This is a genomic window from Salmonella sp. SA15303 (genome assembly GCF_029962125.1).
GTDB classification, from domain to species: Bacteria; Pseudomonadota; Gammaproteobacteria; order Enterobacterales; family Enterobacteriaceae; genus Salmonella; species Salmonella enterica.
Genome location: NZ_CP123924.1, coordinates 3,863,279 through 3,889,279, shown reverse-complemented (window position 1 = coordinate 3,889,279; position 26,001 = coordinate 3,863,279). Strand labels below are relative to the sequence as shown.

The following is a 26,001-nucleotide window of genomic DNA, read 5'->3' as shown; positions in this document are numbered from 1 at the left end:
ATAAACGCGACGCATGAAAGCAGCGGCAAAAACGCAAAAATCGAAACGCCAGGAAGAACAGACCAACTTCATCAGTTGGCGTTTTGCGTTGCTGTGCGGCTGTATTTTACTGGCGCTGGTTTTTTTACTTGGACGCGCGGCGTGGCTACAGATTATCGCCCCGGATATGCTGGTGCGTCAGGGCGATATGCGTTCGCTGCGTGTTCAGGAAGTCTCCACCTCACGCGGTATGATTACCGACCGTTCCGGGCGTCCACTGGCGGTCAGCGTACCGGTTAAGGCGATCTGGGCCGACCCGAAAGAAGTTCATGACGCCGGCGGCATCAGCGTTGGCGATCGCTGGAAAGCGCTTTCTACTGCGCTCAATATTCCACTCGATCAGCTCTCCGCCCGTATCAACGCCAACCCGAAAGGGCGTTTTATTTATCTGGCGCGCCAGGTAAATCCTGACATGGCGGACTACATCAAAAAACTCAAACTGCCGGGGATTCATTTGCGTGAAGAGTCCCGCCGCTACTACCCGTCAGGAGAAGTAACCGCTCACCTCATCGGTTTTACCAACGTCGACAGTCAGGGGATTGAAGGCGTTGAAAAGAGCTTTGATAAGTGGCTTACCGGTCAGCCTGGCGAGCGAATCGTGCGTAAAGACCGCTATGGCCGCGTGATTGAGGATATCTCCTCCACTGACAGTCAGGCAGCGCACAATCTGGCGTTAAGCATTGATGAACGCTTACAGGCGCTGGTTTACCGCGAACTGAACAACGCGGTGGCGTTTAACAAGGCGGAATCCGGTAGCGCGGTGCTGGTCGATGTCAATACCGGTGAAGTACTGGCGATGGCGAATAGCCCTTCCTATAACCCCAACAACCTTGCCGGTACGCCGAAAGACGCGATGCGTAACCGTACCATCACCGACGTGTTTGAACCGGGTTCTACGGTTAAGCCGATGGTGGTGATGACTGCGCTTCAGCGCGGTATCGTCAACGAAAATACGGTGTTGAATACCGTTCCATACCGAATTAACGGCCACGAAATTAAAGACGTGGCGCGCTACAGCGAATTAACCCTGACCGGGGTTCTACAGAAGTCGAGTAACGTCGGTGTATCCAAACTGGCGTTAGCGATGCCGTCCTCAGCGTTAGTAGATACTTACTCACGTTTTGGGCTAGGAAAGGCGACCAATTTGGGGTTGGTCGGAGAACGCAGTGGCTTATATCCTCAAAAACAACGGTGGTCCGACATAGAGAGGGCCACCTTCTCTTTCGGCTACGGGCTAATGGTAACGCCGTTACAGTTAGCGCGAGTCTATGCAACCATCGGCAGCTATGGCATTTATCGCCCGCTGTCGATTACCAAAGTTGATCCGCCTGTACCCGGCGAACGCATCTTCCCTGAATCCACCGTACGCACCGTGGTGCATATGATGGAAAGCGTGGCGCTGCCGGGCGGCGGCGGCGTGAAGGCAGCGATTAAAGGCTACCGTATCGCGATTAAAACCGGTACGGCGAAAAAAGTGGGGCCGGACGGTCGCTACATCAACAAATACATTGCTTACACCGCAGGCGTCGCGCCTGCGAGTCAGCCGCGCTTCGCGCTGGTGGTTGTCATCAACGATCCGCAGGCGGGTAAATACTACGGCGGCGCCGTTTCCGCGCCGGTATTTGGTGCCATCATGGGCGGTGTTCTGCGCACCATGAACATCGAACCGGACGCGCTGGCAACGGGCGAAAAAAATGAATTCGTAATTAATCAAGGCGAGGGAACAGGTGGCAGATCGTAATTTGCGCGACCTTCTTGCTCCGTGGGTGGCTGGACTACCCGCGCGAGAACTGCGAGAGATGACGCTCGACAGCCGTGTGGCTGCGGCGGGCGATCTCTTTGTGGCAGTGGTGGGTCATCAGGCGGACGGGCGTCGATATATCCCGCAGGCGATAGCGCAAGGCGTAGCTGCCATTATTGCAGAGGCGAAAGACGAGGCGAGCGACGGTGAGATTCGCGAAATGCACGGCGTACCAGTCGTCTATCTCAGCCAGCTCAATGAGCGTTTATCTGCGCTGGCGGGCCGCTTTTACCATGAGCCATCTGAAAACATGCGTCTGGTGGCGGTGACCGGCACCAATGGCAAGACCACCACCACCCAACTACTGGCGCAGTGGAGCCAGTTGCTCGGCGAAACCAGCGCAGTGATGGGAACGGTAGGCAACGGACTGTTGGGTAAAGTGATCCCGACGGAGAACACAACCGGTTCCGCTGTGGATGTTCAGCATGTGCTGGCCAGTCTGGTTGCGCAGGGCGCGACCTTCGGCGCGATGGAAGTCTCTTCTCACGGCCTGGTGCAGCATCGCGTGGCGGCGTTGAAATTTGCCGCCTCCGTGTTTACTAATTTGAGCCACGACCATCTCGACTATCATGGCGATATGGCGCATTACGAGGCGGCAAAATGGATGCTTTATTCCACCCACCATCATGGTCAGGCAATCGTCAACGCCGATGATGAAGTTGGACGCCGCTGGCTGGCGTCGCTACCCGATGCGGTCGCGGTATCAATGGAAGGGCATATCAACCCTAACTGTCACGGTCGTTGGCTGAAAGCGGAGGCGGTGGAGTACCACGACCGCGGAGCGACGATTCGTTTTGCTTCAAGCTGGGGTGAAGGCGAAATCGAAAGCCGCTTGATGGGCGCGTTTAACGTCAGCAACTTACTGCTGGCATTGGCGACGCTACTGGCGCTGGGCTATCCGTTAACGGATTTGCTGAAAACCGCCGCGCGTTTGCAGCCGGTTTGCGGGCGTATGGAAGTGTTCACTGCGCCAGGCAAACCGACGGTGGTGGTGGATTACGCGCACACGCCGGATGCGCTGGAAAAAGCGTTGCAGGCGGCGCGTCTGCATTGCGCCGGAAAATTGTGGTGCGTCTTTGGCTGTGGCGGGGATCGTGACAAAGGTAAGCGCCCACTCATGGGGGCCATTGCCGAAGAATTCGCGGATATCGTCGTGGTGACTGACGATAACCCGCGTACCGAGGAGCCGCGCGCCATTATCAACGATATTCTGGCCGGAATGCTGGACGCCGGGCAGGTCAGGGTAATGGAAGGCCGCGCTGAGGCGGTAACCAATGCCATTATGCAGGCAAAAGACAATGACGTCGTGCTGATTGCAGGTAAAGGGCACGAGGATTACCAGATTGTCGGCACGCAGCGTCTTGATTATTCAGACCGCGTGACCGCAGCGCGTTTGCTGGGGGTGATCGCATGATTAGCGTAACGCTCAGCAAAATTGCCGATGTCCTTGGCGCCGAACACCGCGGGGCGGATCTCACGCTCGATACGGTCATTACCGACACACGGAAAGTGACGCCGGGATGCCTGTTCGTGGCGCTGAAAGGGGAACGCTTTGATGCGCATGATTTTGCTGATAAAGCAAAAGCGAACGGCGCTGGCGCCCTGCTGGTCAGTCGTCCTCTGGATATCGATCTCCCGCAGGTGATTGTAAAAGACACGCGTCAGGCATTTGGCCAACTGGCCGCCTGGGTACGTATGCAGGTACCGGCGCGGGTGGTGGCGTTAACCGGTTCGTCCGGCAAAACCTCGGTCAAAGAGATGACCGCCGCGATTCTTAGCCAGTGCGGAAATACTCTGTATACCGCAGGCAATTTTAACAACGACATCGGCGTGCCGATAACGCTGCTGCGCTTAAACCATGATTATGACTATGCGGTAATCGAGTTAGGCGCTAATCACCAGGGAGAAATCGCCTGGACCGTTAGCCTGACGCGCCCGGAAGCGGCGCTGGTCAATAACCTGGCGGCGGCGCATCTGGAAGGCTTCGGCTCGTTGGCCGGCGTGGCGAAAGCGAAAGGCGAAATCTATACCGGTTTGCCTGAGAACGGTATCGCGATTATGAATGCCGATAATAATGACTGGCTGAACTGGCAAAGCATTATTGGCGATCGTCTGGTGTGGCGCTTTTCGCCGAATGCGGCAAACAGCGACTTTACCGCTGCGAATATCCACGTGACGTCACACGGTACCGAATTTACCCTGCAAACGCCGATGGGCAGCATTGATGTGCTGCTGCCGTTGCCGGGGCGGCACAATATTGCCAACGCGCTGGCGGCCGCTGCTTTATCAATGGCGGTGGGGGCTACGCTGACGGCGATTAAAGCAGGGCTGGCGGCGTTAAAAGCCGTACCCGGGCGTCTGTTCCCGATTCAGCTAAGTGAAAACCAACTGGTACTGGATGACGCTTATAACGCCAACGTTGGTTCGATGACCGCCGCAGTGCAGGTCCTTTCTGAAATGCCCGGCTACCGCGTGCTGGTGGTAGGCGATATGGCCGAGCTGGGCGCAGAAAGCGAAGCGTGCCACCTCCAGGTTGGTGAGGCCGCAAAAGCGGCGGGTATTGATCGCGTGTTAAGCACCGGAAAACTCAGTCAGGCTATCAGCCACGCCAGCGGCGTCGGCGAACATTTTGCCGATAAAGCCGCGCTCATTGCGCGTTTACACGCTCTGCTTCAGGAGCAACCAATGATGACTATTTTAGTGAAAGGATCACGCAGCGCCGCGATGGAAGATGTGGTTCATGCGTTACAGGAGAAAGGTTCATGTTAGTTTGGCTGGCCGAGCATTTGGTCAAATATTATTCCGGCTTTAACGTCTTTTCTTATCTGACGTTTCGCGCCATCGTCAGCCTGTTGACCGCGCTGTTCATCTCTTTATGGATGGGCCCGCGTATGATCGCTCGTCTGCAAAAACTCTCTTTTGGCCAGGTGGTACGTAACGATGGCCCGGAATCGCACTTCAGTAAACGCGGTACGCCGACGATGGGCGGCATCATGATCCTGACGTCGATTGTGATTTCCGTTCTGTTATGGGCTTACCCGTCTAACCCGTACGTCTGGTGCGTGCTGGTGGTATTGATCGGCTACGGCATTATCGGTTTTGTCGATGACTACCGCAAAGTGGTGCGGAAAGATACCAAAGGGCTGATTGCGCGCTGGAAATATTTCTGGATGTCGGTTATCGCGCTCGGCGTGGCCTTTGCGCTTTATCTCGTCGGGAAAGACACGCCCGCGACCCAACTGGTGGTGCCGTTCTTTAAAGATGTTATGCCGCAATTGGGGCTGTTTTACATTCTGCTGTCCTACTTTGTCATCGTCGGTACGGGTAACGCCGTGAACCTGACCGACGGGCTTGATGGTCTGGCGATTATGCCGACTGTCTTCGTTGCCGCCGGCTTTGCGCTGGTGGCCTGGGCGACCGGGAACATGAACTTCGCCAATTACCTGCATATTCCGTATTTACGCCATGCGGGCGAGCTGGTGATTGTCTGTACGGCGATTGTCGGCGCGGGATTAGGATTCTTGTGGTTTAACACCTATCCGGCGCAGGTTTTTATGGGCGATGTCGGATCGCTGGCGTTGGGCGGTGCGTTGGGCATTATCGCCGTGCTGCTGCGTCAGGAATTTCTGCTGGTGATCATGGGCGGCGTCTTTGTGGTGGAAACTCTGTCGGTCATCCTGCAGGTGGGTTCCTTTAAACTACGCGGACAGCGTATTTTCCGTATGGCGCCTATCCATCACCACTATGAACTGAAAGGCTGGCCGGAACCGCGCGTGATTGTGCGCTTCTGGATTATTTCGCTGATGCTGGTGCTGATTGGCCTGGCAACGCTGAAGGTACGTTAATCATGGCTGATTACCAGGACAAAAACGTCGTCATTATTGGTCTGGGCTTAACCGGACTCTCTTGCGTGGACTTTTTTCTCGCCCGCGGCGTGACGCCGCGGGTGATGGATACTCGCGTGACGCCGCCGGGTCTGGATAAGCTGCCGCAAGAGGTTGAGCGTCACGTTGGCGGCCTGAACGACGAGTGGCTCTTAGCGGCGGATTTAATCGTCGCCAGCCCTGGTATTGCTCTGGCGCATCCCTCTCTTAGCGCTGCCGCCAGCGCTGGAGTGGAAATTGTCGGCGATATCGAACTGTTTTGCCGCGAAGCGCAAGCGCCGATTGTGGCCATCACCGGCTCGAACGGCAAAAGCACCGTGACCACCTTAGTGGGCGAGATGGCGAAAGCGGCGGGCGTCAATGTCGGCGTTGGCGGCAATATCGGTCTTCCGGCGCTGATGCTGCTGGATGCCGATCGCGAATTGTACGTGCTGGAATTATCCAGTTTCCAACTGGAAACTACCTCAAGTTTGCAAGCGGCGGCGGCAACGGTGCTCAACGTCACTGAAGATCATATGGACCGGTATCCGTTTGGTTTGCAACAGTACCGGGCGGCGAAACTGCGCGTCTACGAGAAGGCGAAAGTGTGCGTAGTGAATGCCGATGACGCGTTGACGATGCCGGTACGCGGGGCCGATGAACGCTGCGTTAGCTTTGGCGTCAATATGGGCGATTATCACCTTAATCGTCAGCAGGGCGAAACCTGGCTGCGAGTCAAAGGCGAGAAGGTGCTGAACGTGAAAGAGATGAAGCTTTCCGGTCAGCATAACTATACCAATGCGTTAGCGGCGCTGGCGCTGGCGGATGCCGTAGGTCTGCCGCGCGCCAGCAGTTTGAAGGCGTTGACGACATTTACCGGTCTGGCGCATCGCTTCCAGCTGGCGTTGGAGCATAACGGCGTACGTTGGATCAACGACTCGAAAGCGACCAACGTCGGCAGTACCGAAGCGGCGCTAAACGGTTTGCATGTGGACGGTACGCTACATCTGCTGCTGGGCGGCGACGGTAAGTCGGCAGACTTTTCTCCGCTGACACGCTATCTGACCGGCGATCGTATCCGCCTGTATTGCTTTGGGCGCGATGGCGCGCAGCTTGCCGCACTGCGTCCGGAAATCGCCCAACAGACTGAGACGATGGAAGAGGCGATGCGTTTGCTGGCGCCGCGCGTTCAGCCGGGTGATATGGTGCTGCTGTCGCCCGCTTGCGCTAGCCTCGATCAGTTTAAAAATTTTGAGCAACGGGGCGATGTCTTTACCCGTCTGGCGAAGGAGTTAGGTTGATGCGTTTATCTCTCCCCCGTCTGAGAATGCCGCGCGTACCAGGCTTTGGCCTCCTGGCCTGGCTGTTTGCGGCGCTTAAAGGCTGGGTGATGGCTTCGCGCGATAAAGACGCCGACAGTCTGATCATGTATGACCGCACGCTGCTATGGCTGACCTTCGGGCTGGCGGCGATTGGTTTTGTCATGGTGACGTCGGCCTCCATGCCAGTCGGGCAGCGCCTGGCGAACGATCCGTTTTTGTTTGCCAAACGTGATGCGCTCTATATCTTCCTGGCATTTTGTCTGGCGATGGTCACGCTACGTTTGCCCATGACCTTCTGGCAAAAATACAGCACGACGATGCTGATTGCGTCGATCATTATGCTGCTTATCGTGTTGGTCGTCGGGAGCTCGGTTAACGGGGCGTCGCGCTGGATTGCGCTGGGGCCGCTGCGTATTCAGCCTGCGGAGTTTACCAAGCTGTCGCTGTTCTGCTACCTCGCGAACTATCTGGTGCGTAAGGTTGATGAGGTGCGAAATAACCTGCGCGGCTTTTTAAAACCAATGGGCGTGATTCTGGTGCTGGCGGTGTTACTGCTGGCGCAGCCTGACCTCGGGACGGTGGTCGTACTGTTTGTCACCACGCTGGCGATGCTGTTTCTCGCCGGGGCGAAATTATGGCAGTTCATCGCCATTATCGGGATGGGCATCTCGGCGGTGATTCTGTTAATCCTCGCCGAACCGTATCGTATTCGTCGCGTTACTTCGTTCTGGAACCCCTGGGAAGATCCGTTCGGCAGCGGTTATCAGCTGACGCAGTCGCTGATGGCTTTTGGTCGCGGTGAGATATGGGGGCAAGGGCTGGGGAATTCGGTGCAGAAACTGGAGTATTTGCCGGAGGCGCACACCGATTTCATCTTCGCCATTATTGGGGAAGAACTGGGTTATATCGGTGTGGTATTGGCGCTTTTAATGGTATTCTTCGTCGCTTTTCGCGCGATGTCGATTGGCCGTAAGGCATTGGAGATTGACCACCGTTTTTCCGGATTTTTAGCGTGTTCTATCGGTATCTGGTTTAGTTTCCAGGCGCTGGTAAACGTTGGCGCGGCCGCGGGGATGCTGCCGACCAAAGGTCTTACGCTGCCGCTGATCAGTTATGGCGGGTCGAGTCTGTTGATTATGTCGACGGCCATTATGTTTTTATTACGTATTGATTATGAAACGCGTCTGGAAAAAGCGCAGGCGTTTACACGAGGTTCTCGATGAGTGGTCAACCGAAGCGGTTAATGGTGATGGCGGGCGGTACCGGCGGGCACGTGTTCCCGGGACTGGCCGTTGCGCATCATTTAATGGCCCAGGGCTGGCAGGTTCGCTGGCTGGGTACCGCCGATCGTATGGAAGCGGATTTAGTGCCGAAGCATGGCATCGACATTGACTTTATTCGGATCTCCGGTCTACGCGGTAAAGGCGTAAAAGCGCTTCTGGCGGCGCCGCTGCGGATTTTTAACGCCTGGCGGCAGGCGCGGGCGATCATGAAGCGGTTTAAGCCGGATGTCGTGCTGGGAATGGGCGGTTATGTTTCCGGCCCCGGCGGTCTTGCCGCATGGTCATTGGGTATTCCGGTCGTCTTGCATGAGCAAAACGGTATCGCCGGGCTAACCAATCAGTGGCTGGCCAAAATCGCGACCACAGTGATGCAGGCGTTTCCCGGTGCGTTTCCGAACGCGGAAGTGGTGGGTAACCCGGTGCGTACCGACGTACTGGCGTTGCCGTTGCCGCAGGTGCGTCTGGCCGGTCGTGACGGCCCGATTCGCGTGTTGGTGGTCGGCGGTTCTCAGGGGGCGCGAGTCCTGAACCAGACGATGCCGCAGGTTGCCGCCAGACTGGGCGATACGGTTACAATCTGGCATCAAAGCGGAAAAGGCGCGCAGCTCACGGTAGAGCAGGCATATGCCGGGGCGGGACAACCGCAGCATAAGGTAACGGAATTTATCGATGACATGGCCGCCGCCTATGCGTGGGCGGATGTAGTGGTATGTCGTTCCGGCGCTTTAACGGTGAGCGAGATCGCCGCCGCCGGGTTACCGGCGATATTCGTGCCGTTTCAGCATAAAGACAGGCAGCAGTACTGGAATGCGCTGCCGTTAGAAAACGCCGGCGCAGCTAAGATTTTTGAGCAGCCGCAGTTTACTGTAGAGGCTGTCGCCGACACCCTGGCGGGGTGGTCGCGCGAGGCGTTGTTAACCATGGCGGAGCGTGCCCGCGCGGTATCCATTCCGGATGCTACCGAGCGCGTCGCCAGTGAAGTTAGCCGGGTTGCCCGGACATAATTTGTGGCGGTGCCTTTTGCATCGCAGGGTTTTTCTACCCTCAATAATTTGGGTTGCAGGCAAGCCAACGCATCTGCAATTTGAAGTATGGCGGGTATTGGAGTTAATGGCGTAAAGAATGAATACACAACAACTGGCAAAACTGCGTTCCATCGTGCCCGAAATGCGTCGCGTTCGGCACATTCACTTTGTCGGCATCGGTGGTGCTGGTATGGGCGGTATTGCCGAAGTTCTGGCCAATGAAGGGTATCAGATCAGTGGTTCCGATTTAGCGCCGAATCCGGTGACCCAGCAGTTGACGAGCCTGGGGGCGACGATTTTCTTTAACCATCGTCCGGAAAATGTGCGTGATGCCAGCGTGGTCGTCGTTTCCAGCGCAATTTCCGCGGATAACCCGGAAATTGTCGCGGCGCATGAAGCGCGTATTCCGGTTATTCGCCGTGCGGAAATGCTGGCGGAACTGATGCGTTTTCGCCACGGCATCGCCATTGCCGGGACGCACGGAAAAACCACAACGACCGCGATGGTGTCCAGTATTTATGCCGAAGCGGGGCTGGACCCGACTTTCGTGAATGGCGGACTGGTGAAAGCCGCAGGCGTTCATGCGCGTCTGGGCCATAGTCGTTACCTGATTGCCGAGGCAGATGAGAGCGACGCGTCCTTCCTGCATTTGCAGCCGATGGTCGCGATCGTCACCAACATCGAAGCCGACCATATGGATACCTATCATGGCGACTTTGAAAATTTAAAGCAGACGTTTATTAACTTCCTGCATAACCTGCCGTTCTACGGTCGCGCGGTAATGTGCGTCGATGATCCGGTCATCCGCGAGTTGCTGCCGCGGGTGGGGCGTCAGACCACGACGTATGGCTTTAGCGAGGATGCTGACGTCCGCGTAGAAGATTATCAGCAGATAGGGCCGCAGGGGCACTTTACGCTGTTGCGCCAGGGAATGCCGGATCTGCATGTCACGTTGAATGCGCCGGGTCGCCACAATGCCCTGAATGCCGCGGCGGCAGTGGCGGTAGCGACCGAAGAAGGCATCGCCGATGACGCTATCCTGCGCGCGCTGGAAAGCTTCCAGGGGACCGGGCGTCGTTTTGACTTCCTCGGCGAGTTCCCGCTTGAGCCGGTGAATGGTAAAGCCGGGACGGCGATGCTGGTGGATGACTATGGTCATCATCCGACTGAAGTAGATGCCACCATTAAAGCTGCGCGAGCAGGGTGGCCGGATAAAAACCTGGTGATGCTGTTTCAGCCGCACCGTTACACGCGCACGCGCGATCTGTATGACGATTTCGCCAATGTGCTGACCCAGGTCGATGCGCTGCTGATGCTGGACGTTTACCCGGCGGGTGAAGCGCCGATTCCGGGCGCGGATAGCCGTTCTTTATGTCGTACGATTCGTAATCGGGGAAAAATTGACCCGATTCTGGTTTCCGATCCGGCTCAGGTTGCGACAATGTTAGCGCCGGTGCTGACGGGTAACGACTTGATATTAGTGCAAGGCGCAGGAAATGTTGGCAAAATTGCGCGTTACTTATCTGAAATCAAGCTGAAGCCGCAAATCCAGGAGGAAGAGCAACATGGCTGATAAAATCGCGGTCCTGTTGGGCGGAACCTCTGCGGAGCGGGACGTTTCGTTAAATTCCGGCGCGGCAGTGTTGGCCGGGCTACGTGAAGGCGGCATTAATGCGCATCCCGTCGATCCGCAAGAGGTCGATGTCGCGCAGCTTAAAGCAATGGGCTTTCAGAAGGTCTTTATTGCGTTGCATGGCCGTGGCGGTGAAGATGGCACCTTACAGGGAATGCTTGAACTGCTCGGCCTGCCTTATACCGGTAGCGGCGTGATGGCCTCGGCGCTTTCCATGGATAAACTGCGCAGTAAATTGCTGTGGCAGGGCGCAGGCTTACCGGTTGCGCCGTGGGTCGCGCTGACGCGCGCTGAGTTTGAAAAAGGTCTTAGCGAAGAACAAAAAGCGCGAATTTCGGCGCTGGGTTTACCGCTGATCGTCAAACCCAGCCGTGAAGGCTCCAGCGTCGGTATGACGAAAGTAGTAGAAGAAAATGCTTTACAGGGTGCGTTATCATTGGCTTTTCAGCATGATGACGAAATACTGATTGAGAAATGGCTGTGCGGTCCGGAATTTACAGTGGCGATAGTTGGCGAAGAAATTTTACCGTCAATTCGTATCCAACCGGCAGGAACCTTCTATGATTATGAGGCGAAGTATCTCTCTGATGAGACTCAGTATTTCTGCCCTGCCGGTTTAGATGCGTCCCAGGAAGCCGCGCTACAGTCTCTCGTCCTGCAGGCATGGAAAGCTTTAGGCTGCACGGGATGGGGGCGTATTGACGTCATGCTGGACAGCGATGGTCAGTTTTATCTGCTGGAAGCCAATACTTCTCCGGGGATGACCAGCCATAGTCTGGTGCCGATGGCGGCGCGTCAGGCGGGAATGAGCTTCTCGCAGTTAGTGGTACGAATTCTGGAGTTGGCGGACTGATATGTCGCAGGCTGCGCTGAACACGCGAAACAGTGATGAAGAGACGCCTTCTTCACGCCGCAATAATGGAACGCGTCTTGCAGGAATTTTATTCCTGCTGACGGTACTGTGCACCGTGTTTGTTAGCGGGTGGGTCGTGTTAGGGTGGATGGAAGATGCGCAGCGTTTACCGTTATCAAAGCTGGTATTAACCGGCGAGCGTCACTACACGCGTAACGATGATATCCGTCAGGCGATACTGGCTCTGGGCGCGCCGGGAACCTTCATGACGCAGGATGTGAACATTATCCAGAGCCAGATTGAGCGTTTGCCGTGGATTAAACAGGCCAGCGTCAGAAAACAGTGGCCTGATGAATTGAAGATTCATCTGGTTGAATATGTGCCGATTGCGCGTTGGAATGATCAACATATGGTCGATGCTGAAGGGAACACCTTCAGCGTGCCGTCAGACCGCATCGGCAAACAGGTTTTACCCATGTTGTATGGCCCGGAAGGCAGCGCGAGTGAAGTGTTGCAGGGATACCGCGAGATGGGGCAGGTGCTGGCTAAGGATAAATTCACTCTAAAGGAAGCGGCGATGACCGCACGTCGCTCCTGGCAATTGACGCTTAATAACGGCATTAAGCTCAATCTCGGCAGGGGCGATACGATGAAAAGGTTGGCTCGCTTTGTAGAACTCTATCCGGTTTTACAGCAGCAGGCGCAAACCGATGGCAAACGGATTAGCTACGTTGATTTGCGTTATGACTCAGGTGCGGCAGTTGGCTGGGCGCCGCTCCCCCCTGAGGAATCTAATCAGCAACAGAATCAGGCACAGGCAGAACAACAATGATCAAGGCGACGGACAGAAAACTGGTAGTAGGACTGGAGATTGGCACCGCGAAGGTTGCCGCTTTAGTAGGGGAAGTTCTGCCCGACGGTATGGTCAATATCATTGGCGTGGGCAGTTGCCCATCGCGGGGTATGGATAAAGGCGGGGTGAATGACCTTGAGTCAGTGGTGAAATGCGTTCAGCGCGCCATTGACCAGGCGGAATTGATGGCCGATTGCCAGATCTCCTCGGTATATCTGGCGCTTTCCGGCAAACATATTAGCTGTCAGAATGAAATTGGTATGGTGCCCATTTCCGAAGAGGAAGTGACGCAAGAAGATGTGGAAAACGTCGTGCATACTGCGAAGTCAGTGCGCGTGCGCGATGAACATCGCGTGCTGCATGTGATTCCTCAGGAGTACGCCATTGACTACCAGGAAGGCATTAAAAATCCGGTCGGTCTTTCCGGCGTGCGTATGCAGGCGAAAGTACATTTGATTACCTGCCACAACGATATGGCAAAAAACATTGTCAAAGCTGTTGAACGTTGTGGTCTGAAAGTTGACCAACTGATATTTGCCGGACTGGCGGCCAGTTATTCCGTGTTAACGGAAGATGAACGTGAACTGGGCGTCTGTGTCGTGGATATCGGCGGTGGTACAATGGATATCGCCGTTTATACTGGCGGCGCGCTGCGTCATACCAAAGTGATCCCTTACGCGGGGAACGTGGTGACCAGCGATATCGCTTATGCCTTTGGTACGCCGCCGAGCGATGCTGAAGCCATTAAAGTTCGCCACGGTTGCGCGCTGGGTTCCATTGTCGGTAAAGACGAGAGCGTTGAAGTACCGAGCGTAGGCGGGCGTCCGCCGCGCAGCCTGCAACGCCAGACGCTGGCGGAAGTGATTGAGCCGCGTTACACCGAGCTGCTCAATCTGGTCAACGAAGAGATATTGCAATTACAGGAACAGCTTCGCCAACAAGGGGTAAAACATCACCTGGCGGCGGGGATTGTGTTAACCGGCGGCGCGGCGCAAATCGAAGGGCTTGCTGCTTGCGCTCAGCGCGTGTTTCATACGCAGGTGCGTATCGGCGCGCCGCTGAATATCACCGGTCTGACGGATTATGCCCAGGAGCCGTATTACTCAACGGCGGTGGGATTGCTTCACTACGGGAAAGAGTCCCACTTAAACGGTGAAGCAGAAGTGGAAAAACGTGTTACGGCATCAGTTGGCTCGTGGATCAAGCGACTTAATAGCTGGCTGCGAAAAGAGTTTTAATTTTTATGAGGCCGCCAGATATTACGGCCTCAGGCGACAGGCACATGACGGAGAGAGATTATGTTTGAACCTATGGAACTAACCAACGACGCGGTGATTAAAGTCATCGGCGTCGGTGGTGGCGGCGGTAACGCTGTTGAACACATGGTGCGCGAGCGCATCGAAGGTGTTGAATTCTTCGCGGTGAATACCGACGCTCAGGCGTTGCGTAAAACGGCGGTTGGCCAGACCATTCAAATTGGTAGCGGCATTACCAAAGGTCTGGGCGCTGGCGCTAACCCGGAAGTCGGTCGTAACGCGGCGGACGAAGACCGTGAAGCGCTGCGTGCGGCGCTTGAAGGCGCAGACATGGTATTTATCGCGGCAGGCATGGGCGGCGGTACCGGAACCGGCGCGGCGCCAGTGGTTGCTGAAGTGGCAAAAGATTTAGGTATTCTGACCGTTGCCGTGGTGACTAAGCCTTTCAATTTTGAAGGCAAAAAGCGCATGGCATTTGCGGAGCAGGGTATCACCGAGCTGTCCAAGCATGTGGACTCGTTGATCACCATCCCGAACGACAAGCTGCTGAAAGTGCTGGGCCGTGGTATCTCCCTGCTCGACGCGTTCGGCGCGGCTAACGACGTGCTGAAAGGCGCGGTTCAGGGCATCGCAGAGCTGATCACCCGCCCGGGTCTGATGAACGTCGACTTTGCTGACGTGCGTACCGTGATGTCTGAAATGGGCTACGCAATGATGGGCTCCGGCGTGGCGAGCGGTGAAGACCGTGCGGAAGAAGCGGCTGAAATGGCTATTTCTTCTCCGCTGCTGGAAGATATCGACCTGTCCGGCGCGCGCGGCGTGTTGGTCAACATTACTGCGGGCTTCGACCTGCGTCTGGATGAGTTCGAAACCGTCGGTAACACCATCCGTGCCTTTGCATCGGATAACGCCACCGTGGTTATCGGTACTTCTCTGGACCCGGATATGAACGACGAACTGCGCGTGACCGTTGTTGCCACTGGAATTGGTATGGACAAGCGTCCTGAAATCACTCTGGTCACCAATAAACAGGTGCAGCAGCCGGTGTTGGATCGTTATCAGCAGCACGGTATGGCGCCGCTGACGCAGGAGCAAAAAACGGTCGCGAAAGTGGTTAACGACAATACACCACAGGCGGCGAAAGAGCCGGATTATCTGGATATCCCCGCATTCCTGCGTAAGCAAGCTGATTAAGAATTAGCTGGAATTTGGGATTCTGGGCTCTTTGTGCTAAACTGGCCCGCCGAATGTATAGTACACTTCGGTTGGATAGGTAATTTGGCGAGATTATACGATGATCAAACAAAGGACACTTAAACGTATCGTTCAGGCGACTGGCGTCGGTTTACACACCGGCAAAAAAGTCACCCTGACATTACGCCCTGCGCCGGCCAATACCGGGGTCATCTATCGTCGCACCGACTTGAATCCACCGGTAGATTTCCCGGCCGATGCCAAATCTGTGCGTGATACCATGCTCTGTACGTGTCTGGTGAATGAGCATGATGTACGGATTTCAACCGTTGAGCACCTGAATGCTGCTCTGGCGGGCTTAGGTATCGATAACATCGTTATTGAGGTTAATGCCCCGGAAATCCCGATCATGGATGGCAGTGCCGCTCCGTTTGTCTACCTGCTGCTTGATGCCGGTATTGATGAACTGAACTGCGCCAAAAAATTCGTACGCATCAAAGAGACTGTTCGGGTTGAAGATGGCGATAAATGGGCTGAATTCAGACCGTACAATGGTTTTACGTTGGATTTCACCATCGACTTTAACCATCCGGCGATCGATTCCAGCAGCCAGCGCTACGCGATGAACTTCTCTGCGGATGCGTTCATGCGCCAGATCAGCCGTGCGCGTACCTTCGGTTTTATGCGTGATATCGAATATCTGCAGTCCCGCGGCCTGTGCCTGGGCGGCAGCTTCGATTGTGCCATCGTTGTTGACGATTATCGCGTATTGAACGAAGACGGCCTGCGTTTTGAAGATGAATTCGTTCGTCACAAAATGCTTGACGCGATCGGTGACTTGTTCATGTGTGGTCACAATATTATTGGTGCGTTTACCGCGTATAAATCCGGTCACGCATTGAATAATAAATTGTTACAGGCAGTCCTGGCAAAACAGGAAGCCTGGGAATTTGTGACCTTCCAGGACGACGCAGAACTGCCGTTGGCTTTCAAAGCGCCTTCGACGGTACTGGCATAACGACATACGCTGTCGTATAAAATTCGACTGGTTAACCTGGCACTCTCTCCGGCCAGGCGAGCCAGTCGTTTTTTTTACTATCCTTTATCTGCGCTTTCCTTAATACAGCCATTTTGACAGGGTTAAATGGAAACACGGCGCGTTCGCTGTTTTCTTAGCCGATTTTCACCTTAGCTTCTCGTCATTACTGCTGTAGCGCGTACGCTTTAATGATAAGATTTGTGCGCAAATTGTTTTGATTCCGTAAGCCCATGAGGGGCATATCAGGTGGCAATGACGTGAGTGGAATACTGACGCGCTGGCGACAGTTAGGCAGACGATACTTCTGGCCGCATCTCTTATTAGGGATGGTCGCGGCGAGTTTTGGTTTGCCCGCGCTCAGTAACGCCGCTGAAACCAATACGCCTGCAAGGACGACCGCCAGCACCGCGTCTAAAGTTAACTTTAGCCATTTTGCGCTGTTAGAAGCCTCTAACCGTCGTCCCAATTTCACCGTAGATTACTGGCATCAGCACGCTATTCGCACGGTGATTCGCCACCTTTCTTTTGCAATGGCGCCGCAAACGCTGCCCGTTGCCGACGCGCCGTCGCCATTACAGGCGCATCATATCGCCTTACTGAATACGCTCAGCGCGATGCTCACGCAGGAGGGCACGCCGCCGGCGATTGTTCGTCGCCTCTCCCTGGCGTATTTTGCGCCACAAACCGCATTTAGCATCCCGGCCTGGATAAGTCAGGCGCAGGGTATCCGCGCCGGTCCGCAACGTCTCAGCTAACGAAAAAAGACCCTTTTACTTTATTTGTAGCTCCGCGGCGCGGGGCATTTGAGACTTTATTATGCTAATCAAATTATTAACCAAAGTATTCGGTAGCCGTAACGATCGTACGCTGCGTCGTATGCGTAAGGCCGTCAGCCTTATTAATGCGATGGAACCGGAGATGGAAAAACTCTCCGATGACGAACTGAAAGCGAAAACCAACGAATTTCGCGCCCGTATTGAAAAAGGCGAAAGCGTAGAGAGCCTGATTCCGGAAGCGTTCGCGGTGGTGCGTGAAGCCAGTAAACGCGTCTTTGGGATGCGTCACTTCGACGTTCAGCTATTGGGTGGTATGGTGCTCAACGATCGTTGTATCGCCGAAATGCGTACTGGTGAAGGTAAGACGCTGACCGCAACGCTGCCAGCCTACCTGAACGCGCTGTCCGGCAAAGGCGTTCATGTGGTAACCGTGAACGACTATTTGGCGCAGCGTGACGCCGAAAACAACCGTCCGCTATTCGAATTCCTCGGTATGTCCGTTGGTATCAACCTGCCAGGTATGCCTGCGCCAGCCAAACGTGAAGCTTACGCTGCCGACATCACTTACGGCACTAACAACGAATACGGTTTTGACTACCTGCGCGACAACATGGCGTTCAGCCCGGAAGAGCGCGTGCAGCGTAAACTGCATTATGCGCTGGTGGATGAGGTCGACTCCATCCTGATCGATGAAGCGCGTACGCCGCTGATCATTTCCGGCCCGGCGGAAGATAGCTCGGAAATGTACAAAAAAGTGAACAAAATCATTCCGCACCTGATTCGTCAGGAGAAAGAAGATTCTGACACTTTCCAGGGCGAAGGCCACTTCTCCGTTGATGAGAAAGCGCGCCAGGTTAACCTGACCGAACGCGGTCTGGTGCTGATTGAAGAGCTACTGGTGCAAGAAGGCATTATGGATGAGGGCGAGTCGCTCTACTCGCCTGGCAATATTATGCTGATGCATCACGTCACCGCCGCGCTGCGCGCGCACGCGCTGTTTACCCGTGACGTGGATTACATTGTGAAAGACGGCGAAGTCATCATTGTTGATGAACATACCGGTCGTACCATGCAGGGGCGTCGCTGGTCTGACGGTCTGCACCAGGCGGTAGAAGCGAAAGAAGGCGTTGAAATTCAGAATGAAAACCAGACGCTGGCGTCTATCACCTTCCAGAACTACTTCCGTCTGTATGAAAAGCTGGCCGGTATGACCGGTACGGCGGATACTGAAGCCTTCGAATTTAGCTCTATCTATAAGCTGGACACCGTCGTTGTTCCGACCAACCGTCCGATGATCCGTAAAGATTTGCCGGATCTGGTCTACATGACCGAAGCGGAAAAAATCCAGGCCATTATCGAAGATATTAAAGAACGTACCGCGAACGGTCAGCCAGTGCTGGTCGGGACGATTTCTATCGAGAAATCTGAAGTGGTCTCCAGAGAGCTGACCAAAGCGGGCATCAAACATAACGTACTGAACGCAAAATTCCACGCCAACGAAGCAGGCATCGTTGCGCAGGCTGGTTATCCAGCGGCGGTCACTATCGCTACCAACATGGCGGGTCGTGGTACTGATATTATGCTGGGCGGTAGCTGGCAGGCGGAAGTCGCCGCGCTGGAAGCGCCGACGGAAGAACAGATTGCGCAGATTAAAGCGGACTGGCAGGTACGCCATGACGCGGTTCTGGCTGCCGGCGGTCTGCATATCATTGGCACCGAGCGCCATGAATCCCGCCGTATCGACAACCAGCTGCGTGGCCGTTCCGGTCGCCAGGGCGATCCGGGTTCTTCCCGTTTCTACCTGTCGATGGAAGATGCGCTGATGCGTATTTTCGCCTCCGATCGTGTCTCCGGTATGATGCGTAAACTGGGAATGAAGCCGGGCGAAGCGATTGAGCACCCGTGGGTGACGAAAGCTATCGCTAACGCGCAGCGTAAAGTAGAAAGCCGTAACTTCGATATTCGTAAGCAACTGCTGGAATATGATGATGTGGCGAACGATCAGCGCCGTGCAATTTATACCCAGCGTAACGAACTGCTGGATGTGTCTGACGTGAGCGACACCATTAACAGCATTCGCGAAGATGTCTTTAAGGCGACTATCGACGCCTACATTCCGCCGCAGTCGCTGGAAGAGATGTGGGACATCCCGGGTTTGCAGGAACGCCTGAAAAACGACTTCGACCTGGAGATGCCGATTGCCGAATGGCTGGATAAAGAGCCGGAGCTGCATGAGGAGACGCTGCGTGAGCGCATCCTGGCGCAGTCCATCGAGGTGTATCAGCGTAAAGAAGAGGTGGTTGGCGCTGAAATGATGCGTCATTTCGAAAAAGGCGTGATGCTGCAAACGCTCGATTCCCTGTGGAAAGAGCATCTGGCGGCGATGGATTACCTGCGTCAGGGTATTCATCTGCGTGGCTATGCGCAAAAAGATCCGAAGCAGGAATACAAGCGCGAATCCTTCGCTATGTTCGCCGCGATGCTGGAATCGCTGAAATATGAAGTAATCAGTACCCTGAGCAAAGTCCAGGTACGTATGCCGGAAGAGGTCGAAGCGATGGAAATGCAGCGTCGCGAAGAGGCGGAGCGCCTGGCGCAGATGCAGCAGCTAAGCCATCAGGATGACGATGCCGCCGTGGCTGCCGATCTGGCCGCCCAAACCGGCGAACGTAAGATTGGACGTAACGATCCTTGCCCTTGCGGTTCTGGTAAGAAATACAAACAGTGTCACGGTCGCCTGAGCTAATGCGATAAACTTACCGGCCTGATAAGACATAATGTGTTGCCATCAGGTCAGTACTGGCATTATTGCCGAAGGGCGCTACGCTTATTCGGCCTGGCATTGAACACAGATAAAAAGGCGCAGGCGACTGCGCCTTTTTTATGGATGCAACAAGATGAAAAAACTGCAAATCGCGGTTGGGATTATCCGCAACCCGAACGACGAAATTTTTACTACCCAACGCGCCGCTGATGCGCATATGGCGAACAAGCTGGAATTTCCCGGCGGAAAAATTGAAGCCGGCGAAACACCAGAGCAGGCGTTGATCCGGGAGCTACAGGAAGAGGTGGGGATTACGCCAACACAGGTGACACTATTCGACACTCTGGAATATCAATTCCCGGATAGACACATTACGCTGTGGTTTTGGCTGGTTGAACGCTGGGAGGGCGAACCGTGGGGGAAAGAAGGACAGCCGGGACGGTGGATCGCGCAGAACGCGTTGAGTACGGACGATTTTCCGCCGGCCAATGAACCGATTATTCGTAAATTACGCCAATTTGCGCTTTAGTGGGGGATCGCAACACGATCCCCATCGATCTTATTAGCGATTTAATGTCGACATAATTTCCGGCCAGTAGCGGGGGCCGGCCGCGGCGTCGTGAGGAAAAACCGCCTCAATTGCCGTCAGCTCCTGCGGGCTTAGGGTCAGTGATAACGCGCCGAGGTTTTCATCCACCCTGGCGCAGTGGCGGCTACGTTTCTGTTATAGCCTAATCTCGCCGGTTTATTTGTATTATCCCGGCCGCGCGCATATGGCACCAAAACTACGCGTATTTATTGATTATTTTTGTCATAAGGCGATATTGCCGTCTCAACAGAGCCATCACCGTTAGCGCTCTTCGCTCCAGTCGTCGCTATCAGACTGATCGCCGCTGCTGGCGATTCGTTTCTCTTCGGCGGCCCATTCGCCCAAATCAATTAACTGACAGCGTTTAGAACAAAATGGGCGGAAGGGGCTAATTTCCCCCCAGACGACCGGTTTACCGCAGGTCGGACAGTTTACGACGGTCACGTCAGACATTTTTACTCCTTAGCAACAGGCCAGTTCAAAATCAAGACGCTCCGGCACCAGACCATTTTCACTATCCAGCGGCATAAAGCGAATGGCAAAACGGCTCTTATGGCCGGAAATTTGCGGATAAAGTTGTGAATCGAGCGTCAGCATAAGACGCAGCAAATCGGCGTCGTCCCCGTTATCCTGATAAAAACCGTTCAGGCTGGTTTGCTTACGGAAAGGCGCTGAATTACGGATCAGATCAAGCACCAGCGTCAGCGCCTGGGTGAGGGGATTCAGGCTGGCAAGCCAGCTTTCAATCTGGGCATCGCGCTGCGCCTGTTGTAGGTGCAACCAGATATGCAGAGTGGGTAAATCGAAACTGCAACAGCCGCCAGGAATACTTAAGCGTTGACGCACAAGAGCAATCAAGCGATCTTCGCGTAGCTGCTGGCCAATCCTCGGGGCGGAGATCAGCACGCTGCCCGCCGATTTTAACTGCTGGCGCAGGGCTTCAATACGGTCTTGATCGACGCCGGGAACCTCAACCCAGGCCTGTAATTTACGCTGCTGGCGCTCCAGTTCTTTCAGCAGTTCGGTACGGACTTCGCCCCGTTCGAACACATCCAGTAGATCGCTGATATTACGGAAAAAATGCAGTGCGCCAGCATGGTCTGCAATTGGCAGGTTGATGGAGAGCTGTTGGATCAAAAACTCTATGCGCAGCCACGTACGCATCTTCTCATTGAGAGGGTGTTCAAATAGGACCTGGGTGTGCATTACGGTTTTTCCTGTGAGACAAACTGCGACGCGAGCTTAAGATAACTGGCGTGCAGGCGGGCCACATCTGATGCGATAGCATCCGGTGCGCCGTTATTATCAATAACATCGTCCGCCACGGCAAGGCGCGCTTCACGCGTCGCCTGCGCAGCGAGAATGTGTTCAACATGCTCGCGCGTAACATCATCACGCTGCATTGTGCGTATGAGCTGCGTTTCGGGCGTCACGTCAACCACCAGTACGCGGTTGGCTTTTTGATACAGCCTGTTTTCAACCAGCAGAGGCACAACCCATAACACATAGGGCGACGTAGCCTGCTGAAACTGTCGTTGGGTTTCCTGCTGAATTAAGGGATGAAGCAGAGCGTTAAGCCAGGCTTTTTCTTCCGGATGCGAAAAAATACGCTCACGCAGCGCCCGGCGACGTAACGTGCCGTCGGCGGCGATAAGTTCAGAACCAAAATGTTCCGCTATTGCGTTCAGGGCGGGCTGCCCTGGCTCAACCATCTGGCGCGCGATAATATCCGCGTCGATGACGGTTATTCCGAGGTCAGCGAAGGCATCAGCGACGGTACTTTTACCGCTGCCAATACCGCCGGTTAAGGCTACGGTATACCTCATATCTCCAGCTTCCGGAATTTTAGTTTGATAATCAAAAGGTTAAATTTTAAACATACAAAGACGATACGCTCTGAGCATTAACCTACTATTCGCCAGGTAAATTTATGGGATTGTAACGTAAAAAAAGAGAATTTCGCAGTCTTGTACGGCCATGATTAGTGCGTATGATAGCGTCACTGGAGTTGTGAGTTTCGATTTTTCGCCATTAACCCCAGGAATCCGTACATGCGTATTGAAGAAGATCTGAAGTTAGGTTTCAAAGACGTTCTTATCCGTCCTAAGCGTTCTACCCTCAAAAGCCGTTCCGATGTCGAACTGGAACGTCAATTCACCTTTAAACACTCAGGTCAGACCTGGTCTGGCGTACCGATTATCGCGGCCAATATGGATACCGTCGGGACGTTTGAAATGGCGCAAGCATTGGCCGGGTTTGATATTCTGACTGCTGTACATAAACATTATACCGTTGAAGAATGGGCAGCTTTTATCAACACGGCCTCGGCTGATGTTCTGAAGCATGTGATGGTTTCCACCGGGACCTCTGATGCTGATTTCGAAAAAACCGTGCAGATTCTGGCGCTGAATCCTGCGCTGAACTTTGTCTGTATTGATGTGGCCAATGGCTATTCAGAACATTTTGTGCAGTTCGTCGCAAAAGCGCGTGAAGCATGGCCGACAAAAACAATCTGCGCAGGCAATGTGGTAACGGGCGAGATGTGCGAAGAGCTTATCCTCTCCGGCGCCGATATCGTGAAAGTGGGAATTGGTCCCGGCTCCGTATGCACGACGCGTGTAAAAACCGGCGTTGGTTATCCGCAACTGTCGGCGGTTATCGAATGTGCTGACGCGGCGCATGGCCTGGGCGGTATGATCGTCAGCGATGGCGGCTGCACCATGCCAGGCGACGTAGCAAAAGCCTTTGGCGGCGGCGCGGATTTCGTTATGTTGGGCGGCATGCTGGCGGGGCACGAAGAGAGCGGCGGCAGCGTGGTAGAAGAGAACGGCGAGAAATTTATGCTGTTCTACGGCATGAGTTCGGAATCTGCGATGAACCGTCATGTCGGCGGCGTTGCGAAATACCGCGCGGCAGAAGGTAAAACGGTTAAATTGCCGCTGCGTGGGCCGGTGGGCAATACTGCCCGCGATATCCTGGGCGGTCTACGCTCAGCCTGCACTTATGTCGGCGCGTCTCGCCTGAAAGAGTTGACCAAACGCACCACCTTTATTCGGGTGCAGGAACAAGAAAACCGCATTTTCAATAGCCTCTAATATTCTGGCTGGCGTAAATGTGCGCCAGCCTTATCCCATCCCGCTCATCGCGTCTCCCAGATGAAAAATCGGCAAATACATCGCCACTACCAGCGTACCGATAATTAAGCCGGTGATGATCAATAACGCCGGTTCCAACAGCGACGCCAGATTATCGGCCAGCGCCAGCGTAGTTTCACTGTGGTGACGGGCAAGGTTATGCAGCATGATATCGAGTGAACCGGACGCTTCGCCCGTTCTGACCAGTTGCAGGCATAGCGGACTAAATTCCTGGGTATTTTTTAGCGCCAACCAGACCGGATTGCCCGCGGCGATCTCCTGATGTACCTGCGTTAAACGCTGTGACCAGTAAGGGCAGCCGAGACTATCGATAGCGCTTTCCAGTCCCTGAAGAAAAGGAATACCTGCGCTTTGGGTTAATGCCAGTACGGTGAATATTTGCGCTAGTTTCTGGCCTCTTATCAGGCGACCCATAACGGGAAGCCGTAGCAGAAGACGCTGCCGCTGCGCTTGCCAGGACGGCTTTTGTTTTACCCTGCGGTGAGCGATAGCAACGAGCATCGTCAGGAACAAGATGAGCCAACCCCATGCCGACCCCCATTGCGCTATCGCAATAATACCGCGTGTCAGAAGAGGAAGCGGGGTATTGAAGCTACGGTAAATGGCGGCAAATTCCGGCAGGACAAAGTGCAGCATGGCGAAAACGACCAGGGCGGCCATTGTTAGAATAATGGCGGGATAGCGCAGCGCCTTTTTCACGCTAACCGTAATCTGCCGTTGCGCTTTTTGCTGACGGGCCAGTTCAAAGCAGCATTCGGCCAGTTTGCCGGTCAGTTCTCCGGTGCGGATCATCGTCTGGTAGAGCGGCGGAAATACCTGCGGCCAGGAGACTAATGCGCTGGAAAAAGGGACGCCCTGTTCAAGCTCGTGAGCCAGCGTGCGCAACAGCGCTTGCCATTGTCGGTGGGGATGCTGTTTCGCAAGGAGTTCCAGCCCTTCTGAAAGCGTCAGCCCGGCATGAATGAGCGTGGCCAACTGATGAATAATTTCAGCGCTTTGCTCTTCTTTCCACAGTGCGGCGTTAACGCCCATGCGCTTGATGCGAAGCGGCATAATGCGCTGATGTTGCAGGGTGATGATCAGCGCCAGACGATTGTCCGCCCATACAACGTCTTGTTCCAGTTGACCTTTATCGTTAACGCCTTGCCAGCGCCAGAGCTGTTTAACGCTCATGGGGCATTCCCAGAACGCGCAGTATCTCTTCAAAGGACGTCATGCCTTGCTCAACGGCGCGACAGCCATTTTCAAAAAGCGTCCCTGTACCGGTCTGTTGGAGGTGGGCTTCCAGTGCTTGCGCCGATGCGCCGCTCGCAATTAACTGACGTAATGCCGGGGTAACGGTTAACACTTCGAATAACGCGGTTCGGCCATAAAAGCCGTGGTAGCAATGCTGACAGCCGCTTGCCTGCCAGCGCGGTATCGCGCTGGGCCAAAGATTGGGCGATAGCACCACGGGATCGCTCAGACGCTGTTTGCAGTGCGGGCAAAGCTTCCTTACCAGGCGTTGCGCTACCACCAGCGTAAGCGCCGATGAGATCATCCAGCGTGCTACGCCCATTTGCTGCAAACGTATCAGGGTTTCGCTGGTGGAGTTCGTATGGAGCGTTGAAAGTACCAGATGGCCCGTTTGTGCCGCCTTAATGGCGATTTCTGCGGTGTCGCCGTCACGAATTTCACCTACCATGATGATGTCAGGGTCCTGGCGTAAAAGCGCGCGCAGCACATTTTGAAAGGTGAGCCCGGCGCGGGGATGGATCTGCGTCTGGTTAATCCCATCCAGTGGAATTTCTATCGGATCCTCAACGCTACAGAGGTTGATACCCGGCGTATTCCGGGTTTGTAGCGCGCTGTATAGCGTGACCGTTTTTCCGCTACCGGTGGGGCCAGTCACCAGTACCAGCCCCTGAGGTTGCTGTAGGGCTTGTCTAAAAGCGGTAAGTTGTGCCCCGTACATGCCCAGCGTGTCCAGATCCAGCGTTTGTTCAACCTGATGCAACAACCGTAAGACGACTTTTTCGCCTTCTTTACAGGGAAGCGTGGCGATACGAAAAGAGATGCTGTCGCCCGCCAGGTCAACGGTAAATTGCCCGTCCTGCGGCAGTCGATGTTCAGCGATGTCCAAATTTCCCAGGACTTTCAATCTGGCCGTCAGCGCAAGCCCCGTCTCTTTGGCGATGTCCTGCAGAATATGAAGAACGCCGTCGATGCGGAGTCTTATTCGGTAGCGGCTGGCGCCGGGTTCGAGATGGATATCAGAGGCGCGTTTCGCCATCGCCGAGCGTAATGTCTGATTGAGAAGCTGGGCTGCGGTTTCTCCGCCTTTCGCGGCGTTTGCCGAGGGTGCCTGATCCGGCTTATGCCGATGATTTTCCATTTGCTGGCGAGTCCAGCACACAATATCAATCTGTTTTTGCGTGGCGAAATGCAGAGCGTCCAGTAACGCATGAGAGGGCGCGTCGACCACCGCAACAGTGATACTGTTGCTGGCGCTATTGATCAGTACAGCCTGATGACGTTGACACAAGGTGTTGAGCTGAGCGTCTTTCATCTTGTCTC

Annotated in this window: 22 protein-coding genes and 2 pseudogenes; 18 read left to right on the top strand and 6 right to left on the bottom strand. The window is 54.8% G+C overall.

Features of this window, described 5'->3' with window-relative positions:
- Window positions 1–13 precede the first annotated feature (13 nt).
- From ftsI to mutT, 16 genes are all read left to right on the top strand, one after another.
- Window positions 14–1,780, top strand: a complete 1,767-nt coding sequence (gene ftsI / locus QEN31_RS19220) for a peptidoglycan glycosyltransferase FtsI (RefSeq protein ID WP_000642235.1) — start codon at window positions 14–16, stop codon at window positions 1,778–1,780.
- Entirely contained in the window at window positions 1,767–3,254 is a 1,488-nt protein-coding gene (murE, locus tag QEN31_RS19215) for a UDP-N-acetylmuramoyl-L-alanyl-D-glutamate--2,6-diaminopimelate ligase (RefSeq protein ID WP_099949716.1), read from the top strand. Before ftsI ends, murE begins: the two co-directional genes overlap by 14 nt.
- Window positions 3,251–4,609: a UDP-N-acetylmuramoyl-tripeptide--D-alanyl-D-alanine ligase gene (murF, locus tag QEN31_RS19210; protein WP_000626630.1), complete on the top strand. Its 1,359-nt coding sequence runs from the start codon at window positions 3,251–3,253 to the stop codon at window positions 4,607–4,609. The genes murE and murF overlap by 4 nt, the downstream gene beginning before the upstream one ends.
- Window positions 4,603–5,685 (top strand): phospho-N-acetylmuramoyl-pentapeptide-transferase, encoded by a 1,083-nt coding sequence (mraY, locus tag QEN31_RS19205; protein ID WP_000964141.1) that lies wholly within the window; start codon window positions 4,603–4,605, stop codon window positions 5,683–5,685. The genes murF and mraY overlap by 7 nt, the downstream gene beginning before the upstream one ends.
- 2 nt (window positions 5,686–5,687) lie before the next feature.
- Entirely contained in the window at window positions 5,688–7,004 is a 1,317-nt protein-coding gene (gene murD, locus QEN31_RS19200) for a UDP-N-acetylmuramoyl-L-alanine--D-glutamate ligase (RefSeq protein ID WP_000796445.1), read from the top strand.
- Window positions 7,004–8,248 (top strand): cell division protein FtsW, encoded by a 1,245-nt coding sequence (ftsW, locus tag QEN31_RS19195; protein WP_001239803.1) that lies wholly within the window; start codon window positions 7,004–7,006, stop codon window positions 8,246–8,248. Before murD ends, ftsW begins: the two co-directional genes overlap by 1 nt.
- Entirely contained in the window at window positions 8,245–9,312 is a 1,068-nt protein-coding gene (murG, locus tag QEN31_RS19190; protein ID WP_000016613.1) for an undecaprenyldiphospho-muramoylpentapeptide beta-N-acetylglucosaminyltransferase, read from the top strand. Before ftsW ends, murG begins: the two co-directional genes overlap by 4 nt.
- Before the next feature lie 118 nt (window positions 9,313–9,430).
- A complete protein-coding gene (gene murC, locus QEN31_RS19185) occupies window positions 9,431–10,906 on the top strand; it encodes a UDP-N-acetylmuramate--L-alanine ligase (RefSeq protein WP_001096070.1) in 1,476 nt (491 codons plus the stop codon).
- The gene (locus QEN31_RS19180) at window positions 10,899–11,819 is read left to right on the top strand and encodes a D-alanine--D-alanine ligase (RefSeq protein WP_000763905.1); all 921 of its coding nucleotides are present in this window, start codon (window positions 10,899–10,901) and stop codon (window positions 11,817–11,819) included. The genes murC and QEN31_RS19180 overlap by 8 nt, the downstream gene beginning before the upstream one ends.
- Before the next feature lies 1 nt (window position 11,820).
- Window positions 11,821–12,651: a cell division protein FtsQ gene (ftsQ, locus tag QEN31_RS19175; RefSeq protein ID WP_000075728.1), complete on the top strand. Its 831-nt coding sequence runs from the start codon at window positions 11,821–11,823 to the stop codon at window positions 12,649–12,651.
- Complete coding sequence (ftsA, locus tag QEN31_RS19170) at window positions 12,648–13,910, top strand: cell division protein FtsA (protein WP_000588463.1); 1,263 nt, start codon at window positions 12,648–12,650, stop codon at window positions 13,908–13,910. Before ftsQ ends, ftsA begins: the two co-directional genes overlap by 4 nt.
- A gap of 60 nt (window positions 13,911–13,970) precedes the next feature.
- The gene (ftsZ, locus tag QEN31_RS19165) at window positions 13,971–15,122 is read left to right on the top strand and encodes a cell division protein FtsZ (protein WP_000462785.1); all 1,152 of its coding nucleotides are present in this window, start codon (window positions 13,971–13,973) and stop codon (window positions 15,120–15,122) included.
- Between the two features lie 100 nt (window positions 15,123–15,222).
- Window positions 15,223–16,140: a UDP-3-O-acyl-N-acetylglucosamine deacetylase gene (gene lpxC, locus QEN31_RS19160; RefSeq protein ID WP_000595487.1), complete on the top strand. Its 918-nt coding sequence runs from the start codon at window positions 15,223–15,225 to the stop codon at window positions 16,138–16,140.
- Between the two features lie 278 nt (window positions 16,141–16,418).
- Window positions 16,419–16,916 (top strand): secA translation cis-regulator SecM, encoded by a 498-nt coding sequence (gene secM / locus QEN31_RS19155; protein WP_000014333.1) that lies wholly within the window; start codon window positions 16,419–16,421, stop codon window positions 16,914–16,916.
- Window positions 16,917–16,977: 61 nt separating this feature from the next.
- Window positions 16,978–19,683, top strand: coding sequence for a preprotein translocase subunit SecA (gene secA / locus QEN31_RS19150; protein ID WP_000905756.1), 2,706 nt, complete (start codon window positions 16,978–16,980; stop codon window positions 19,681–19,683).
- Between the two features lie 151 nt (window positions 19,684–19,834).
- A complete protein-coding gene (gene mutT / locus QEN31_RS19145; RefSeq protein ID WP_099949715.1) occupies window positions 19,835–20,230 on the top strand; it encodes an 8-oxo-dGTP diphosphatase MutT in 396 nt (131 codons plus the stop codon).
- Between the two features lie 33 nt (window positions 20,231–20,263).
- Here the strand turns inward: mutT and QEN31_RS19140 are convergent.
- A pseudogene (locus tag QEN31_RS19140) lies at window positions 20,264–20,416 on the bottom strand (aldo/keto reductase); the annotation flags it as partial.
- Between the two features lie 28 nt (window positions 20,417–20,444).
- Here QEN31_RS19140 and QEN31_RS19135 point away from each other — a divergent pair.
- A pseudogene (locus tag QEN31_RS19135) lies at window positions 20,445–20,555 on the top strand (LysR family transcriptional regulator); the annotation flags it as partial.
- Here the strand turns inward: QEN31_RS19135 and yacG are convergent.
- From yacG to coaE, 3 genes are read right to left on the bottom strand one after another with little or no spacing between them, the layout of a single operon-like run.
- Window positions 20,552–20,743: a DNA gyrase inhibitor YacG gene (gene yacG, locus QEN31_RS19130; RefSeq protein ID WP_001286419.1), complete on the bottom strand. Its 192-nt coding sequence runs from the start codon at window positions 20,741–20,743 to the stop codon at window positions 20,552–20,554. The pseudogene QEN31_RS19135 and the gene yacG overlap by 4 nt on opposite strands.
- A gap of 9 nt (window positions 20,744–20,752) precedes the next feature.
- Window positions 20,753–21,496 (bottom strand): cell division protein ZapD, encoded by a 744-nt coding sequence (gene zapD, locus QEN31_RS19125; RefSeq protein ID WP_000557441.1) that lies wholly within the window; start codon window positions 21,494–21,496, stop codon window positions 20,753–20,755.
- Window positions 21,496–22,116 (bottom strand): dephospho-CoA kinase, encoded by a 621-nt coding sequence (gene coaE, locus QEN31_RS19120; protein WP_001270913.1) that lies wholly within the window; start codon window positions 22,114–22,116, stop codon window positions 21,496–21,498. Before coaE ends, zapD begins: the two co-directional genes overlap by 1 nt.
- Window positions 22,117–22,341: 225 nt before the next feature.
- Between coaE and QEN31_RS19115 the strand changes: the two genes are divergently transcribed.
- A complete protein-coding gene (locus QEN31_RS19115; protein WP_001217365.1) occupies window positions 22,342–23,385 on the top strand; it encodes a GMP reductase in 1,044 nt (347 codons plus the stop codon).
- 30 nt (window positions 23,386–23,415) lie between these two features.
- Here the strand turns inward: QEN31_RS19115 and hofC are convergent, their stop codons facing one another.
- Together hofC and gspE are read right to left on the bottom strand one after the other, a co-directional pair.
- Complete coding sequence (hofC, locus tag QEN31_RS19110) at window positions 23,416–24,618, bottom strand: protein transport protein HofC (protein ID WP_000114087.1); 1,203 nt, start codon at window positions 24,616–24,618, stop codon at window positions 23,416–23,418.
- Window positions 24,608–25,993 carry a type II secretion system protein GspE gene (gene gspE, locus QEN31_RS19105; protein WP_000650592.1) on the bottom strand — a complete coding sequence of 462 codons (1,386 nt, stop codon included), beginning with the start codon at window positions 25,991–25,993 and terminating at the stop codon, window positions 24,608–24,610. The genes hofC and gspE overlap by 11 nt, the downstream gene beginning before the upstream one ends.
- Between the last annotated feature and the right edge of the window lie 8 nt (window positions 25,994–26,001).